The sequence below is a fragment of the Pseudomonas sp. KNUC1026 genome, from assembly GCF_021650705.1.
GTDB lineage: Bacteria > Pseudomonadota > Gammaproteobacteria > Pseudomonadales > Pseudomonadaceae > Aquipseudomonas.
This window is the reverse complement of the sequence record NZ_CP087138.1, coordinates 3,828,074-3,843,971: the sequence shown is the minus strand read 5'-3', so window position 1 is coordinate 3,843,971 and position 15,898 is coordinate 3,828,074. Positions and strand designations below refer to the sequence as shown.

Genomic DNA, 15,898 nt, shown 5'->3' with positions numbered 1-15,898 from the left:
GCCCATGCCTATCGAATTGCTCAAGGAAACCCCCTCGCAAACGGCCGGCCCTTACGTGCACATCGGCCTGGCCCTGGCTGCAGCCGGCAACCCGCCGCGCGACCAGGAAATCTGGAACCAGATGGCCAGGCCCGGCGCGCCCGGCGAGCACATCCTGTTGCTGGGTAACGTCTACGACGGCAACGGCCACCTGGTGCGCGACTCGTTTCTGGAGTTCTGGCAGGCCGATGCCTCCGGCCGCTACGACACTGCGTTCGACCTGGAAAAGCCCTTCAACAGCTTCGGCCGCACCGCCACCACCTTCGACGCGGGTGAATGGACGCTGAACACCATCAAGCCTGGCGTGGTGCACACCGGGGCCGGCGTGCCGATGGCGCCGCACATCAACGTCAGCCTGTTCGCCAGGGGTATCAACATCCACCTGCAAACCCGGCTGTATTTCGATGACGAAGCCCAAGCCAACGCCAAGTGCCCGATCCTCAACCTGATCGAGCAACCACAGCGTCGCGAGACGCTGGTAGCCAAGCGTTGCGAAGTGGATGGCAAGACGGCCTACCGTTTCGATATCCGCATCCAGGGCGAAGGTGAAACGGTGTTCTTCGACTTCTGACTTCACTGCGCTGGGCCAGGAGCCGCTGAGCGTGATAGCGCATCGGTGTGGAAAAGCGGAACCATGTTCCATACTCTATGCCGCATTGCCCTATCACCCGCAGCGCCCTGCGAAATCGCTCGCTGGGCGCCATCGCCTCCTGACGAGATGCCCCATGGCCGGAAGCCAGATCGAACGCGCCATCCACCTGATCGAACTGCTCGCGCAAGCGCCGCGGGGCCTTGCCCTGCAAAGCCTTGCTGACGAAGCCCAAGTGCCCAAGAGCGCGGCTCACCGCATGCTGGCCGAGCTTTCGCGCCTGGGTTATGTCCGCCAGAACGCTGAGAACGCGCGTTACCTGCTTACCACCCGGCTGGTGGCCATGGGCTTCCGACACCTGGCTGGCAGCGGGGTAGATGTGGTGCAGCCGATTCTCGACCGCCTTGCCCGTGACAGCAGCGAGCTGGTGCGGCTGGGTGTGATTGCCCAGCAGCGCCTGACCTGGATCGCCAAGGCCCAGGGCGCTGGCGCAGGGCTGCGCTATGACCCGGACATGGGCCGCGATGCGCCGCTGTTCCCCACCGCCTCCGGCCACGCCTGGCTTGCGACTCTCAGCGACGCCCAGGCGTTGGCTCTGGTAGAGGCGCAAGGGCCATTGACGCCAGATGCCATCGGGCCGGGCGCACCCAGGCACAACGCCGAGCTTCTGGAGCGACTTGGCCGGGCACGCCAGCGCGGCTACGCTCAAGTGCGCGACAGCTCGGCGATCGGCACCGCCGCAATTGCCTGCGCGGTGCTGCACCCGCAGCATGGCGCGGCGGTAGGAGTGCTGAGCATTGCCGGGCCTGGTGCGCGTTTGCCGGATGAGAAACTCACAGCCCTGGCCCCGGCCCTGCTGGCAGCCGCCGCCGAGATTTCTGAAGCGGTGCTGGTGTCGGAGTGGTTTGGCTGAGGCGCTTGCGCAGGCTTCGGAACATTGTTCTAAATAGGTAAAACCCGTCGCGTACTGGAACGCCTCCCGCCGATGACTTCCCCCGACACCTCGCTCAACGCCGCGCAACAGCCTCTTCGGGGCATGCTGCTGATGGTGGTGGCCACGCTGCTGTTCGCCAGCCACGATGTGCTTTCGAAATATTTGTCGGGCTTCTACCCGGTGATGCTGGTGATCTGGGTCCGCTATCTGGTACACACGCTGCTGATGATGGGGATCTTCCTGCCGCAATCGGGCCTGCGCATCCTGCGCACACGCAGGCCGTTGCTGCAGGTGGCGCGGGCTTTGTGCCTGCTGGGTACCAGCTTGCTGTTCATCTCGGGCCTGCAATACATCCCGCTGGCCGAGGCCACGGCGGTCAATTTTCTCTCACCGTTGATGGTCACGGCGCTATCCGTGCCGCTGCTCAAGGAGCGGGTCAGCACCGGGCAGTGGCTGGCCGTGCTTGTTGGCTTCAGCGGGGTGATGGTGATCGTGCATCCGGGTGGTGAGTTGTTCACGCCGGCGATCCTTTCCCCTTCGGTTCGGCGTTGTGCTTCTGCGCCTACCAGTTGCTCACCCGTATCGTTTCCAGAACCGACAGCCCAACCACCAGCAACTTCTTCGCCGGCATCTTCAACACGATCATCATGAGCGCCATCGTGCCGTACTTCTGGCAATGGCCAACGTTGACGCACGGCTTGTTCATGCTGGTGTTGGGCGGCTGCGGCATGGGCGCCCACTTGTTGCTCACCCAGGCCTTCCGCCACGCGGCGCCTGCCTTGCTGGCACCGTTCGGTTACTGCCAGATCGTATTCGCCGGGATCTACGGCATCCTGATCTTCAATCACACTCCGTCGCCCAGCGCTGTCGTAGGTATCTGTGTGATCTGCCTGTCGGGCATTGCCGCCGCCTGGTTGCAGCGCCGAGCCCAGAAACAGGCGCGGCACTGATCCATCCACATGGAACGCAACAACCGTTCGATAATCGAACGAAAAGTAACCAGGCAGTACGCGAGAAACTCTGCCATATACGGTATAAGAACCCTCACAAAAACGCGTAGACCAGGCGCTCGACAGGCCACTTTCCAAGGCCTGCCCGCTGCCTTCTGGAGCCAGTCATGCATCGTTCCATCGCCACGGTATCCCTGAGCGGTACCCTCCCGGAAAAACTCGAGGCGGTGGCCGCCGCGGGCTTCGACGGCGTCGAGATCTTCGAAAACGACCTGCTCTACTACGACGGCAGCCCGCGCGAAATCCGCCAGATGTGCGCCGACCTGGGCATCGCCATCACGCTGTTCCAGCCGTTCCGGGATTTCGAAGGCATGCCGCGTGAGCGCCTGCAGCGCAATATCGACCGTGCCGAGCGCAAGTTCGACCTGATGCAGGAGCTGGGCACCGATCTGGTGCTGGTGTGCAGCACGGTAGCGCCCGACTCGGTGGGCGATGAGCGCATCCTGGTCGACGACATGCGCCTGCTGGCCGAGCGCGCGGGCGCTCGTGGCCTGCGCATCGGTTACGAAGCGCTGGCGTGGGGCCGGCATGTCAACCGTTACAGCCAGGTCTGGAACATCGTGCGCCAGGCCGATCACCCGGCGCTGGGCGTTATTCTCGACAGTTTCCATACCCTCTCGCTCAAGGATGACCCAGCCGGCATCGCACAGATCCCCGGCGACAAGATCTTCTTCGTGCAGATGGCCGACGCGCCGGTGCTGGCGATGGACGTGCTGGAGTGGAGCCGGCATTTCCGCAACTTCCCTGGCCAGGGTGACTTCGACCTGCCGGGTTTCCTGGCGCCGATCCTGCAAACCGGCTACAGCGGCCCGTTGTCGCTGGAGATTTCAACGACGGCTTCCGCGCCGCGCCGCCGCGTGCCAATGCTGCCGACGGTTTGCGCTCGCTGCTGTACCTGGAAGAGAAAACCCGCGAGCGCCTGGCTGGCAGCGAGCCGAAGCCCGAGATCCTGTTCGCTCCGCCAGCGGCGGCGCCCTATGACGGTGTCGAGTTTCTGGAATTCGCCGTGGATGAGACGACCGGCGCCAAACTGGGCCACTGGCTGGGCCAACTGGGTTTTACCGAAGCCGGCCGGCACCGCTCCAAGAACGTGACCCTGCTGCGCCAGAACGACATCAACCTGATCCTCAACTCAGAACCCTACTCGTTCGCCCACAACTTCTTCGAGGCTCACGGCCCCTCGCTGTGTGCCACCGCCGTGCGCGTGCAGAACAGCGCCAAGGCGCTCGAGCGTGCCGTGGCCTACAAGGCCCAGCCTTATCGCGGCCTGGTCGGCCCTAACGAGCGCGAGCTGGCCGCCGTGCGCGCGCCCGATGGCAGCCTGATCTACCTGGTCGACGCCGATGCCCAGGGCCGCACCATCTACGAGACCGACTTCAACCTAAAGCCCGCGCCTGCCACCCCCGGCCCGCTGGGGCGCATCGACCACATGGCGATGGCCTTGCCGCCGGATGCGCTGGACAACTGGGTACTGTTCTACAAAAGCATCCTGGACTTCAAGGCTGACGACGAAGTGGTGTTGCCCGACCCCTACGGCCTGGTGAAAAGCCGCGCGATCCGCAGCCGTTGCAGCACCGTGCGGCTGCCGCTGAACATCTCGGAGAACCGTGGCACTGCCATTTCACATGCGCTGAGCACCTACCGCGGCTCCGGTGTGCACCATGTCGCGTTCGATTGCGAGGACATCTTCGCCACCGTCAACCACGCCAAGGAAGCCGGCCTTCCGCTGCTCGACATCCCGCTCAACTACTACGACGACCTGGCCGCGCGTTTCGATTTCGATGATGAATTCCTGAGCGAGCTGGCCTACTACAACGTGCTGTACGACCGCGATGCCAACGGCGGCGAGCTGTTCCACGTGTACACCGAGCCGTTCGAGAACCGGTTCTTCTTCGAAGTGCTGCAGCGCAAGGGCGGTTACGCCGGCTATGGCGCAGCAAACGTGGCAGTTCGCCTGGCGGCGATGGCCAAGGCACGCAGCGGCGCGGGCCATAAAGCCAGGCTTTGACTGGCGGCCTTTCAATCGGGGCCCGCGCCGGATCATAATCGGCGCTGGACCCTCCGGCCGTGAGCCCCCAATGACAACAACAGACGAAGCTCCCGCCGCCCTCCCGGCGCGCAGAAGCCGCAAGAACAATCCCGAGAAAACCCGTGAAAACATCCTGCAGGCGGCCATCGTCGAGTTCGTCTCGCAGGGCCTGGCCGGTGCGCGGGTGGATGCCATCGCCGAGCGCACGCAAACCAGCAAGCGCATGATCTATTACTACTTCAACAGTAAAGAGCAGCTCTACATCGAAGTGCTGGAAAAGCTCTACGGCGATATTCGCAACACCGAAAGCAACATGCACCTGGCCGAGCTGCCACCGGAAGAGGGCATCCGCCGGCTGGTGGAATTCACCTTCGACCACCATGACCGCAACGTGGATTTCGTGCGCATCGTCTGCAACGAGAACATCAATTGCGGGCAGTACGTGAAGCAGTCCAAGGCCATTCAGTCGATGAACACCACCGTGCTCAATGCGCTCGACGAGATCCTGCGCCGTGGCGAGGCGCTGGGTGAGTTTCGGGAAGGGCTGAAGGCCATCGACGTGCACATGATGATCAGCGCCTTCTGCTTCTACCGCGTTTCCAACCGGCACACCTTCGGTGCCCTGTTCGCGGTGGACTTCGACGACCCGGTGCTCAAGGCGCATCACCGGGAGATGTTCGTCGATACGTTGCTGCGCTTTGTGCGCAAAGGGTAGGGCGCAGCCCCGCTACCCGCGGGTTTCGCGAAGGATCGCGTCGGGCCGCCGTTTCACTTCCGGGCGCAGCGCCGTGCCCAGGCCGGGCGCGGAGGGCGCCAGTGCATGGCCGTCGACGATGCGCGGCAGTTCGGTCACAAGCTCGCCGTACCAGGTCGAAAGCGACGCCCGCACCACTTCCTGCAATACCGCCGTGGGCGCATGCAATGCCAGTTGCAGGCCTGCGAACAACGCCACCGGGCCGGTGCAGTCGTGGGGTGCGAGGGGTTTGTTGTAGGCCTGGGCCAGGGCCGCGATCTTGCGGGCTTCGGTGAAGCCGCCGCACCACACCAGGTCCAGCATCAGGTAATCCAGGCTGCCGGCAGCCAACAGGTCGCGATAGGCCGTGCTGCCGCCCAGGGTTTCGCTGGCGCAGATCGGTACCTGGGTACGGTTGCGCAGGTCGGCCAGGGCCTTGGCGTCGTCCATCTTGCACAGGGGGTCTTCGACCCAGTAGAGGTCGAACGGCTCCAGGGCCTGGCAGATGCGCAGCGCAGCAGTGCTGTCCCACAGGCTGTGCAGCTCGCACATGATCTCGATGCGGTCGCCCACTGCTTCGCGGATCTGGCGGAAGGTTTCAGCGCCTTGGCGCACTTCGGCCAGGCTGATGCTGTTGGCGCCCGGCTGGCGAGCGAAGCGGTCGAACGGCCAGATCTTCATGGCCGTGTAGCCTTCCTCGACCAGGCTGCGGGCCAGGGCTGCCGGGTCACGGGCGAAGGCGAGCTGGTCGTCGTAAGGGCCTTGGGCGCGGTCGCTGGCAGCGATTTCGCGGCGGGCACCTTGCTGGGTGTTGAAGTCGTAGCCCGCGCAGGTGTTGTACACCCGGATGCGCTCGCGGCAAGCGCCGCCCAGAGCTTCGTGGATGGGGATGCCGTGGCGCTGGCCTTTGAGGTCCCACAGGGCAATGTCTACGGCGCTAGCGGCGCGGATTTCGGCGCTGGCGCTGTGAAAGCCTACATAGGGCGTAGTCAATTCCAGGGAAATGGCTTCGATCTGGCGAGCATCGCGGCCGATCAGCACCGGGGCGATCAACTCGTGTACCGCCGCTTCGACCGTGGCCGCACCGCGAAAGGTTTCACCCAGGCCCACAAGGCCTTCGTCGGTTTCGATTTCGACCCATAGCAGCTTCGGCCGCTCGGGCAGGCGCAGGGTTCTGACGCAAGTGATCTTCGACATATTGTTCTTATCCTGAAGCGGCGCAAGCGCGAATGGTATCGCTACCATAGCGCTAACAGGGCGCTGCACTCAAGGCCCTTTGGCAGGGCAGTGCCTTGAGTGCAGCTTGGATGTCAGGAAGGGTCGTTGCTCAGATCATGCGCTTGAAATGCGCGGTCATGCGCTCTGCATCTGCGGGCAGGCCGGTGAACAGCTCGAAGGCCTTCACTGCCTGGAAGACCGCCATCGTCCCGCCATCGAGGGTGCGGCAGCCCAGCGCGCGGGCGTCGTGCAGCAATTGGGTTTCCAGCGGGAAGTAGACGATCTCCGCCACCCACAACTCCGCGCGCAGCAGCTCGGCAGGCACCGGCGTGCCGGGCAGCTTGGCCATGCCCATGGGCGTGGTGTTGACGATCCCCTGTGCCTGGCCAACGGCTGCGGGCAGGTCTGTGCCTGTGCGAGCGGGGGCGCCGGGGAAATGCGCGTTGAGGTTGTCCACCAGCGCCTGCGCCTTTTGCGGGTCCACATCGAACACGGTCAGTTGCTTCACGCCTTCGAGCAGCAGCGCATGAGCCACTGCCGATCCCGCGCCACCGGCGCCCATTTGCACTACGCGCTCACGCGGCGCGCCTTCCAGCCCACGACGAAAACCTTCGGCAAAACCCAGGCAATCGGTGTTGTGGCCCACCCGTTTGCCATCCTTGAGCACTACGGTGTTCACCGCGCCGATGCCACGTGCTTCCGGTGACAGCTCATCGAGCAGCGGGATGATCGCCTGCTTGGCCGGGAAAGTGATGTTCAAGCCGGTGAAACCGGTGCGCTCGGCGGCGACCAGCAGCTCCTGGAGGTGCTCGTTACCGAGCTTGAGCACGTCGAGGTCGATCAGCCGATAGACATAGCCCAAACCTTGGCTGGCACCTTCGGCCTCGTGCATGGGTGGGGTTTTGGATTGCTGGATACCAGCGCCGATCAGACCGGCCAGAATGGTTTTGCGCGACATGCGGTTTACTCGTGTCGAGGGCTTCGATTGTTGTTCTTGGAGATTGCAGAGCCTTCTGGGCGCTGCATGGTTTTTAAAATGAACCAGCCGGTTACACAAATCAACGGGTTTTGTACCGGCTGGTGAACAGGGTTTGCGAAAGTGGGCGGCAATCGGTCAATGCCTGGCAAGCCCATGCCCAGACACCTGCGCGCCTGCATCCCTGGGCAACCGCAACAGGTCGGCCATCGATAGCAGGGTCGCCACCCCAATCAAGGCAAAGGCCAGGTGATAAGCCGAAAGGCTGCCGTCCGCCACGCCCAATACCGTTTGCGAACCGCGCAGGAAAATCACCGCCAGCGCGATGCCCAGCCCGAACGCCAGTTGCTGAGCCATGCTGAACAGCGTGTTGGCCGAGCTCATCAAGGGGGCTGGCATGTCGACGAACGCCAGGCTGCTGTACGCCGTGAACCCCATCGAGCGGGCCATCCCGGAGATCACCAGCAACGGCGCCAGCAGCCACAATGGCGTTGCTGGCGTGACCAGCGCGCAGGCGAAGGTCGCCAACGTGAGCACCGTGCCGCTGCCGAACAATGTGACGCGAAACCCCCAGCGCCGCAGCACGGCATTGGTCATGGGCTTCATGCCGATATTGCCGGCGAACAGGCACAGCACCAGCAATCCGGATGTCACCGGGCTCAGGCCGAAGCCCAGCTGAAACATCAGTGGCAGCAGGAACGGGTGAGCGCTCACCATCGCGCGAAACAGCGATCCGCCATTGAAGGTGACGCGGTAGGTTGGCACCTTGATCGCTTCGAGCCGCAACAAAGGCGCGGCATGGCGGCGGCAATGCCAGGCCAGTGCAGCGATCAGCAGCACGCTGGCCCCGAGCAGGCCCCAGCCAGCCAGGGCCGTTGGCGCTCGGCCGACTTCATCCAGGCCATGCAGCAGCGCAGCGCAACCGCCGGCGCACAGCACGAAGCCCAGCCAGTCAAAGCGCCGTGGAGCTTCTTGCGCTTGCCCGGCAGGCATCAGGCGCAGGGTGAGCAACAGCGCGATCAGCCCCAGTGGCAGGTTCAACCAGAAGATCCAGTGCCAAGAGGCGCTGGAAGTGATCAACCCGCCCAGCGGCGGCCCGAGCACAGGCGCCACCAGCCCGGGCCAGGTGATGAAGGCGATGGCCGTTAGCAGGTCTTTTTTCTCGGTGCTGCGCAGCACCGCCAGGCGCCCCACCGGCACCATCATCGCGCCGCCTACGCCTTGCAGCACCCGCGCCAGCACGAACTGCCAGAGCGTCTGCGACAGCCCACACAGCACGGAGGCCAACGTGAAAGTCGCCAGCGCGAGCAGGAATACACGCCGATAACCCCAGCGCTCGGCCACCCAGCCACTGGCCGGGATGAACACCGCCAGGGTCAGCACATAAGCGGTGATGCCCACGTTCAGGTCCACCGGGTTCACCCCGAAGCTGGCCGCCATGTCGGGCAACGCCGTGACGATCACCGTGGCGTCGAGGTTTTCCATGAAGAACGCTGCAGCGACCAGCAGGGCCATCAGGCGTGCGCGTTGTGGGGTGAGTGGGGTGGTCACGGAAGGTCCTGTGGTATGCGCAGGACGTTGCAACTGCAACGTATGAGCGTGGCGAGTAATACCCCAGCGCGATTAGCCCTCAGCGCCAAGCACCTGGCTTACTCTGCCCGCTGCGCGCGCCAGGCTCGGGGAGTTTTCTGCAGCTCGTTTCAGGCTCCAGCCTTCGGCCAGGAAACTCTCAAGGTGAAGCACATAGCCCAGCCCCACAGGTGCGCGGCTCTGCTTGGCGGGCAGCATTTCTTCGCGAAGGAGTCGTTTTTTGCTTTTCCGGATCAGGGTAAGCAAAGATTCTTTGGGCGCACGCAGTTCATCCGGGGCTGCTGGGATGTGTGCCATGCTGATGTCCAGAAATGCTGCAAGCCCTTGGCGGTCAGCAAGAACCCAGCTTTCAGATTCCCTTACTGCCAAGCGCAGCATTAACCGGGCAGCGGGTTTTGGCGGCAGCCACGCCTTGATCTGCTCAACAGGGCAGGGCGCCTGATCGCCATCAGCAAGCATCAGAACCGGAAGCGTAGTGCTTGCTACCTGATTCATCTTCGCGACGTATTTGACGAATTCGCCAAATCCGGAGGTGTTCTGTTCATAACCGGTATGCCATGACGTCGTGCATTGCCTGACAAGAGCCTTTGCAAGCGCACAACAGAGGCCATCCTCACCCACGATATAGAGCGCTCCGGGCATCAGGAAAAACCCAGGGCTTTCAGGCCAGCAGGTTGGGCCTTGGGCAGCAGAACTGCCGCTGGCGACAGGCCAGCGTCCATCAGTTGCAGTTCCTGATCGGTGGCTGTACGGGCTTGGCTGCTCTCGGCACCGGTTTCCAAAAGGATGATGGAGCGCCCGTCCAGTGGGTTGTCCAACAGCGCCTCGCTATGAGTGGTAATCAGTACTTGCCTGCTCGAAGCTTTCTGCTCGCGAAGCAGGCGGTCGATCATCAGCGGTATGAGTGCAACCACGGCTTCGTTCAAGGAAAGCTCTGGTTCTTCGAGCAGCAGTAGAGAGGCTTCCTGCTGAAGGCTCCACAGCATTCCGATCAGGCGCAAGGTGCCATCAGAGAACTGCTGCTCGTTTTGCCATTGCGCCGCGCCCTGTTGGCCAAAAACAGCTTCCAGATGCGCGGCTCCCGTTTCGGCATCTCGCTCGAAACGTAGCGTCTGGAATGTCGGGACAACCGCCGACAGGGCGGCCTGCAAGCGCTTTAGCTTGGTCGCCCGGTTTTTCTCAGGACACGCGGCGATACGTTCAAGCAGGCCCTGCCCGAAGGGATCGTCATCCAGCATGCCGGCACTGGCGTGCTTGTGCTTGAGCAGCGCAGGTACCAGATGCTGGTACTCGGTGCTGGCAAAAAAATGAGCGATCTCGCGAAAGGCTTTGTTGGCAGTGCTTTGCTCCAGGAAGGTCTGGCTCAGCAGAAGCGCATCTTCCAGATCGCCAGCATTGGGGCGATCCAGAATCAGCTCAGTGTGCCTCCAGACCTTTTCCTGCCCGACACGGGCGTCTGCCTTGAAACTCAGCGAATAAATCCATTGCGCAGGTTCACCTTGAGCATTGCTCAGCTCAACCTGGATCAGGACCTCGCTATTCTTTTTGCGCCCAGCCAGCGAATATGCTGGAGCCCACCACGTTTTCGCACGGCCGCCTGCAGCCCTCCACCGCCAGGCTTGCAGACGTCGCGCAGAAAGCGAAGCGCATCCAGCAAGTTGGATTTGCCTGAAGCATTGGGCCCCAGAACGTAGGTTGTGGGGCTTAGCGCGATATCCAGCTCTTTGAAGTTTCGCCAGTTCTTCAGTTTCAGCCGGGTGATCAGCATTGTCGGGTCTTCTCAAAAGCCGCCAGGCGTTCCAAGCGGGGAGGGCCAATGTCCCGCGAGTCTAACGCCCACCCCAACAGCGCTCAAGGGTGGCTGGTTGCCTCACCGCTTGCACCCCGCAAACAGATCCAGCGGCGCCTGGTACAGGCTGGTGCTGACGTCGAACCAGCCCAGCAGCGAGTGGAACACATAGTCGTGGCTGAGCCCGGCCTGGTTCTGCCGGCCCTCCAGGCAATCGCGGTTCAGGCCGGCATCAGCCAGCGTGCCCTGGCCGAACCACAGCACCATCGGCACATGGGTCTGGGCTTCGGGGGCGATGGCGTAGGGCGCTGCGTGCAGGTAGACCCCGTTCTCGCCCAGCGACTCGCCGTGATCGGAGACGTACCACATGGCCGTGTCGAAGCGTTGCTGATTCTGCTTGAGCAGGCCGACCACCTGAGCCAGGAAGTGGTCGGTGTAGTGGATGGTGTTGTCGTAGACGTTCTGCAGCTCCTGCGGGGTGCAGCTGCCGAGCTGGTTGGTGTGGCACACCGGCTTGAACACCTCCTGGTCGGCCGGGTAGCGGTCGTAGTATTCCGGCCCGTGGCTGCCGTCGGAGTGCAGGACGATGAGGGTGTCCTCATCCAACTTGTCGATGTAAGGCTGCAGGCCCACCAGCAATGATTCGTCCAGGCAACGCTTGCCGTCGCAGAAGGCACTGGGCTGGATTTTCGGGATGTCCTGATGCGGTACGCGCAGGCACACTCCTTTGCAGTCACTGTTGTTCTCGAGCCAGAGCACTTTCATGCCGGTGCGTTGCAGCACGTCGAGCAGGCTTTCGAAGCTCTTGCCCTTCTTGTCGGTGTACTCCTTGCGCGGGAACATCGAGAACATGCATGGCACCGACACGGCAGTGGACGTGCCACAGGAGTGCACCTGGGTGAAGTTGAGGATGTCCAGCTGGCCCAGCTCCGGGGTGGTCGGGCGCGGGTAGCCGTTGAGGCCGAAGTGATCGGCGCGCGCGGTTTCGCCCACCACGAAAATCATCAGCTTCTTGCGCTGCCCGGAGGGTGTGCGAGCGGCGTCTGCCGCGATCGGCTGCACCACTGTCTTGCGTTCGAGCATGAGCTTTTCGCTGGCGGTGCGCGCGGTGGCGTAGATGTAGTTGGTGGGGTTGATGAAGTGAGTGAGCTTGTCGGGCTCGCGAAAGACCGGTGCATAGGTGGAATAAAAGCTCACCACCGACAGCACCAGCAGCACGCTGGCGCTGAAGGCCAGCGCCAGCTTCGTCAGCAGGCCATGCAGCACCGGCCGGTAGCGCACCGGCCAGTACCAGGCCAGCGCCGCTGGCAACACGCCCAGCAACAGCACATAGGCAGCCATCTTGCCGCTGATCAGCGCGCCCACTTCGCCGGCGTCGGTCTCCATCACGTTCTGCATCATCACCCGGTCGATGGTGATGCCGTAGTCGTTCATGAAGTAGGCCGCCAGCGAAGCAGTGATAGCCACCAGGCTGATCACCGGGCGCAACAGCGGGCGGAATGAAAACGGCAACAGCAGCAGGCAGAATGCCGACCACAGCAGCACCGCGAACGAGATCTCGAACAGCACCCGCTTGATGCCGGTGAGCTGGATCAACTGCACCAGCGCGCCCCACGCTTCGAAGTTGTAAAGCGCCACCAGCAGGGCAGCGAACAGCATGATCAGCCGGTTCAGGGCTCAAGGCGGGAAGACGCTGACGCAAACGCATTACTGGACCTTTCCTTACCAAATAGCGGGGCCGCATCGGGGACGGCCGCACGCTAGTGACCTCATGGTCAAAAATTTGTAAAAAAAGGATAGCCCGGCAGTTACATTCCGCCTTCTTCATTTAGCCATCGCAGCGCCTGGCGCAGCGACGCGGCGAGCATCGGGCCATGGCCCAGCCCGGGGAAGCCCTGGTAGCGCACCGAAAGCCTGGGCACTGCGCTCAGCACCCGCGCAAGGCCTGCGGCGGTTTCCTGCGCCGGTGGCAGGTTCGGCCGGGGCCGCGCGGGTTCTGCCTCACCGTGCATCAGCCACAGCCGGCGCGGCGCTTCGAGCCGGCCAGCCAGCCCGAGACTGCGCCGGGTCGCCCAGCCTGGTGCCCACCACAGCGAGGGGCTGGCGGCGATGTAGGTGGCGAAGGCCGAAGGCTGGTCAAGCAGCACGCCTAGGGTGAACAGGCCGCCATAGGAGTGCCCCCACAAGGCAGTACGCTGTGTATCCACCGGTGCAAGGGCGTTGACCCTTTCGGCAATGGGGCCTTGCAGCAGCCTCAGGAAAGCCTGCGCGCCGCCGCTGGGCTCGCCGGTCATGGGGTCGCGCTGTTCACCGGCCGGGCGTTGCGGGGTGTAGTCGAAGGTGCGCCCACTGCGGTCGATGCGCTGCCCTCCGGCGTAACCCACTGCCACCAGGACCGGCGCCTGGCCCTGGTCAAGCTGCGCGAGCAAGGCCGGGTCCAGCGCCTCCACCGCCGCATTGCCGTCGAGCATGTACAGCGCCGGGTAGCCTTTCGCGGGTGCAGGCCGATGCGGCAAGCCTACCCACACCTGATAGTGCCGCTGCCCGTCGGCCGAATCGAGGGTGAACGTCTCGAAGCGGTAGGCAAGGTCGTTGCGTTGCAGCAGGCGCGTGTCCATGGGCGCATCCTGTGGCGCGGCCTGCGCCAGGCCGCCGAGCGCAAGCCCGGCCGCCATCAGCCAGTGAGCCAGCGCGCGCATCGGAACGACGCGCTGACGCTGGTGTAGAACGTGCGGCCCGACTCGTTGTAGGTGGCGGCCCCCGCCCCGTCGATGTTGTTCACGCCCTGAGCATTGCCTTCGCGCCAGTGGCGCTTGTCCAGCAGGTTGTCGATGCCGGCAGTCAGGCTCAGGTGCTGCGTCAGCTGATAGGTGCCGCGGGTGCCGACGATGGCGTAGGGCGCCAGTTGCTGGCGAGCGCTGCCGGTGACCGGGTTACCGTGGTAGTCGTATTTCTTGGGCTTCTGCTTGCCGTAGTAGGCCACGTCCAGTTGCAGCGAGAGCTTCTCGCTGGCCTGCCAGTCGAGCATCGAGTTGAGCGTGTACTTGGGCGTGACCGACAGCACATCGCCGGTTTCCCTGTTTTTCGAGCGCAGCATGTAAGTGAAGTTGTTGCTCCATTTCAGATCAGGCGCCAGGTCCATGTTGAAGGTGCCTTCCAGCCCCTCCACCAGTGCCTTGGGCACATTCTCCCACTGGAACACCGAGGCATTGGCAGTGCTGCCGGTGCCGCCTGTTGCGGTGCCTACCGGCGCCATGCCCGACTCGATCTTGTTCTTGTAGTCGTTACGGAAATAGGTGAGGCCTGCCACTACGTCGTCGTGCCTGTACTCGATGCCCAGCTCCTTGTTCACCGAGGTTTCGGCGCTCAGGCCGGCATTGCCTTGCAGGTAGCAGGAAGTGGTCTGGCCATAGCAACCCTGGCCGTTCGAATAAAGCAGGTAATTGGGGTTGAGCTGGTACAGGTTCGGCGCTTTGTAGGCACGGGCGATGCCGGCCTTGAGCGTGAGGGTGTCGGTGAGCACTTGCGAAAGGTTCAGGCCCGGGCTCCAGTTGTCGCCGACCACGCTGTGGTGGTCCAGGCGCAAGGCCGGGGTAAGCATGGTGCCGGGGCGCAGTTCGATGTTGTCCTCGGCAAACACTGAAGCGATGCGCGCCTCGCTCGAACCACTGCGGCCAGTGGACGCAAGCCCACTGACGGCGCCGCCAGCGGTGGTGGCCTGGGTGTTGGCCAGCGGGTCGTCGAGTTTTTGCTCCACCCATTCGGTGCCCAGGGTGAGGTTCTGGTCCACGCCCCAGTGCAGCGGCAGGCTCACCTCACCGTGCGCGGTCAGGCTGCGCAGCTCGCTGGTGTAGAAATGGGTGTTGCTGAAAATACCTTCGGTGCCGCCGGCCAGGCCTTCGTTGATGCGTTGGTTACGGGTTTTCTCGTACTGCACGTAGGCCAGGCTGTCGCCGAAATCCCACGCGCCGCGATGGGTCAGCGCCCAGGTGTTGCGGTAGAGGATATTGGTCTGGTGCCCCAGCAGGCTTTTGACGTTGGCGTTGCTGTTGGTGTTCTGGGTATCGCCGGTGTAGAGGTTGCCCTGGCGGCCGAACCCGGCTTCCAGTTCCAGCGTTTGCTCAGGCGTCAGTTGCCAGGCGAGCAAGCCGTTCACGTCCTTGTTGCGCACGCCCTCGCGCCCGGCTGGCAGGGTGCCGACCTGGTTGCCATAGCGGGTGGACTCATGGCCGCTATTGATATCGGCGTCATCGGCGTCGGTTTTGGCGACGTTGCCGTACAAGCGATAGGCAAGTGTGTCGCTCAGCGCTCCGGACAACCCGAAATCCATCCGCTGGGTCGCGCCTTCGTCCTTGTGTTGCGGGAAGGCGGTGTAGACCGTGGCCGAGCCGTGGGTTTCCTGGGTCGGCTGTTTGGTGATGATGTTCACCACCCCGCCGGCAGCACCGTTGCCGTAGCGCGCGGCGGCCGGGCCACGGATCACCTCGATGCGCTCGATCATGTCGGCCGGCACCCAGTTGGTGTCGCCCCGGCTGTCACGCTCGCCGCGCCAGCCGTAGCGCACCGAGCTGCGGCTGCTGACCGGCTTGCCGTCGATCAGGATCAGCGTGTTCTCCGGGCCCATGCCGCGAATGTCGATCTGCCGGTTGTTGCCGCGCTGGCCGCTGGTGGAGTTGCCAGTGAGGTTGACCCCCGGCATGGTGCGGATCAGCTCGGAGAGGTCGTTGGCCGGTGGGCGCTTCTTGATGTCCTCGGCGGTGATGACCGACACGCCGGGCGCTTGCTTGGTTTCTTCCTTTGCCGTAGCAACTATGTTTTGCGCTTCCAGCTCGATGGGCTGGTCAGCAGGAGAGGCCTGCTCGGCATGGGCAAGCGAGGTGCTGGTCAGTATCGCAAGCAGAGCGGGCAAGGGCAGGCGAGAGGCCATGGTGATCTCCAGAGGCGGCTGGCCAGCACAGGCGGGCCTTGAAAGATCACGAATGATATTGACT

General features: G+C 63.5%; 11 protein-coding genes and 2 pseudogenes. 5 read left to right on the top strand and 8 right to left on the bottom strand.

The genetic code is table 11. The features are described from left to right. Positions 1–4: 4 nt before the first annotated feature. The 5 genes and pseudogenes from pcaG to LN139_RS18025 all read left to right on the top strand — a co-directional run bounded on the left by pcaG (position 5) and on the right by LN139_RS18025 (position 5,316). Positions 5–610 (top strand): protocatechuate 3,4-dioxygenase subunit alpha, encoded by a 606-nt coding sequence (gene pcaG, locus LN139_RS18045; RefSeq protein ID WP_236355462.1) that lies wholly within the window; start codon positions 5–7, stop codon positions 608–610. A 154-nt stretch (positions 611–764) separates the two neighbouring features. Continuing rightward, positions 765–1,541 carry an IclR family transcriptional regulator gene (locus LN139_RS18040; RefSeq protein ID WP_236355461.1) on the top strand — a complete coding sequence of 259 codons (777 nt, stop codon included), beginning with the start codon at positions 765–767 and terminating at the stop codon, positions 1,539–1,541. A gap of 72 nt (positions 1,542–1,613) precedes the next feature. After that, a pseudogene (locus tag LN139_RS18035) lies at positions 1,614–2,512 on the top strand (DMT family transporter). Positions 2,513–2,679: 167 nt separating this feature from the next. Next, a pseudogene (gene quiC, locus LN139_RS18030) lies at positions 2,680–4,580 on the top strand (3-dehydroshikimate dehydratase QuiC). 70 nt (positions 4,581–4,650) lie between these two features. Beyond that, entirely contained in the window at positions 4,651–5,316 is a 666-nt protein-coding gene (locus LN139_RS18025) for a TetR/AcrR family transcriptional regulator (protein WP_236355460.1), read from the top strand. 12 nt (positions 5,317–5,328) lie between these two features. Here LN139_RS18025 and LN139_RS18020 read toward each other — a convergent pair whose 3' ends face one another. The 8 genes from LN139_RS18020 to LN139_RS17985 form a co-directional block, all read right to left on the bottom strand. After that, entirely contained in the window at positions 5,329–6,531 is a 1,203-nt protein-coding gene (locus LN139_RS18020; RefSeq protein WP_236355459.1) for a mandelate racemase/muconate lactonizing enzyme family protein, read from the bottom strand. Positions 6,532–6,661: 130 nt separating this feature from the next. Next, on the bottom strand, positions 6,662–7,510 hold the full coding sequence (locus LN139_RS18015) for a shikimate dehydrogenase (RefSeq protein ID WP_236355458.1): 849 nt from the start codon (positions 7,508–7,510) through the stop codon (positions 6,662–6,664). Positions 7,511–7,666: 156 nt separating this feature from the next. Next, positions 7,667–9,079 carry an MFS transporter gene (locus LN139_RS18010; RefSeq protein WP_442964336.1) on the bottom strand — a complete coding sequence of 471 codons (1,413 nt, stop codon included), beginning with the start codon at positions 9,077–9,079 and terminating at the stop codon, positions 7,667–7,669. A gap of 72 nt (positions 9,080–9,151) precedes the next feature. Continuing rightward, a complete protein-coding gene (locus LN139_RS18005) occupies positions 9,152–9,760 on the bottom strand; it encodes a DUF4276 family protein (protein ID WP_236355457.1) in 609 nt (202 codons plus the stop codon). After that, complete coding sequence (locus LN139_RS18000; protein ID WP_236355456.1) at positions 9,760–10,902, bottom strand: AAA family ATPase; 1,143 nt, start codon at positions 10,900–10,902, stop codon at positions 9,760–9,762. Before LN139_RS18000 ends, LN139_RS18005 begins: the two co-directional genes overlap by 1 nt. Positions 10,903–10,988: 86 nt before the next feature. Continuing rightward, a complete protein-coding gene (locus tag LN139_RS17995) occupies positions 10,989–12,566 on the bottom strand; it encodes a phosphoethanolamine transferase (protein ID WP_236355455.1) in 1,578 nt (525 codons plus the stop codon). Positions 12,567–12,715: 149 nt separating this feature from the next. Then, positions 12,716–13,606 (bottom strand): alpha/beta hydrolase, encoded by an 891-nt coding sequence (locus LN139_RS17990; RefSeq protein ID WP_236355454.1) that lies wholly within the window; start codon positions 13,604–13,606, stop codon positions 12,716–12,718. Beyond that, positions 13,582–15,834 carry a TonB-dependent siderophore receptor gene (locus tag LN139_RS17985; RefSeq protein ID WP_236355453.1) on the bottom strand — a complete coding sequence of 751 codons (2,253 nt, stop codon included), beginning with the start codon at positions 15,832–15,834 and terminating at the stop codon, positions 13,582–13,584. The genes LN139_RS17990 and LN139_RS17985 overlap by 25 nt, the downstream gene beginning before the upstream one ends. Between the last annotated feature and the right edge of the window lie 64 nt (positions 15,835–15,898).

What these genes read in the sequence shown, in the direction of transcription:
- pcaG (WP_236355462.1), top strand. Translation starts at nt 5, where the DNA reads ATGCCTATCGAATTGCTCAAGGAAACCCCCTCGCAAACGGCCGGCCCT.
- LN139_RS18040 (WP_236355461.1), top strand. Translation starts at nt 765, where the DNA reads ATGGCCGGAAGCCAGATCGAACGCGCCATCCACCTGATCGAACTGCTC.
- LN139_RS18025 (WP_236355460.1), top strand. Translation starts at nt 4,651, where the DNA reads ATGACAACAACAGACGAAGCTCCCGCCGCCCTCCCGGCGCGCAGAAGC.
- LN139_RS18020 (WP_236355459.1), bottom strand. Translation starts at nt 6,531, where the DNA reads ATGTCGAAGATCACTTGCGTCAGAACCCTGCGCCTGCCCGAGCGGCCG.
- LN139_RS18015 (WP_236355458.1), bottom strand. Translation starts at nt 7,510, where the DNA reads ATGTCGCGCAAAACCATTCTGGCCGGTCTGATCGGCGCTGGTATCCAG.
- LN139_RS18005 (WP_236355457.1), bottom strand. Translation starts at nt 9,760, where the DNA reads ATGCCCGGAGCGCTCTATATCGTGGGTGAGGATGGCCTCTGTTGTGCG.
- LN139_RS17995 (WP_236355455.1), bottom strand. Translation starts at nt 12,566, where the DNA reads ATGCTGTTCGCTGCCCTGCTGGTGGCGCTTTACAACTTCGAAGCGTGG.
- LN139_RS17990 (WP_236355454.1), bottom strand. Translation starts at nt 13,606, where the DNA reads ATGCGCGCGCTGGCTCACTGGCTGATGGCGGCCGGGCTTGCGCTCGGC.
- LN139_RS17985 (WP_236355453.1), bottom strand. Translation starts at nt 15,834, where the DNA reads ATGGCCTCTCGCCTGCCCTTGCCCGCTCTGCTTGCGATACTGACCAGC.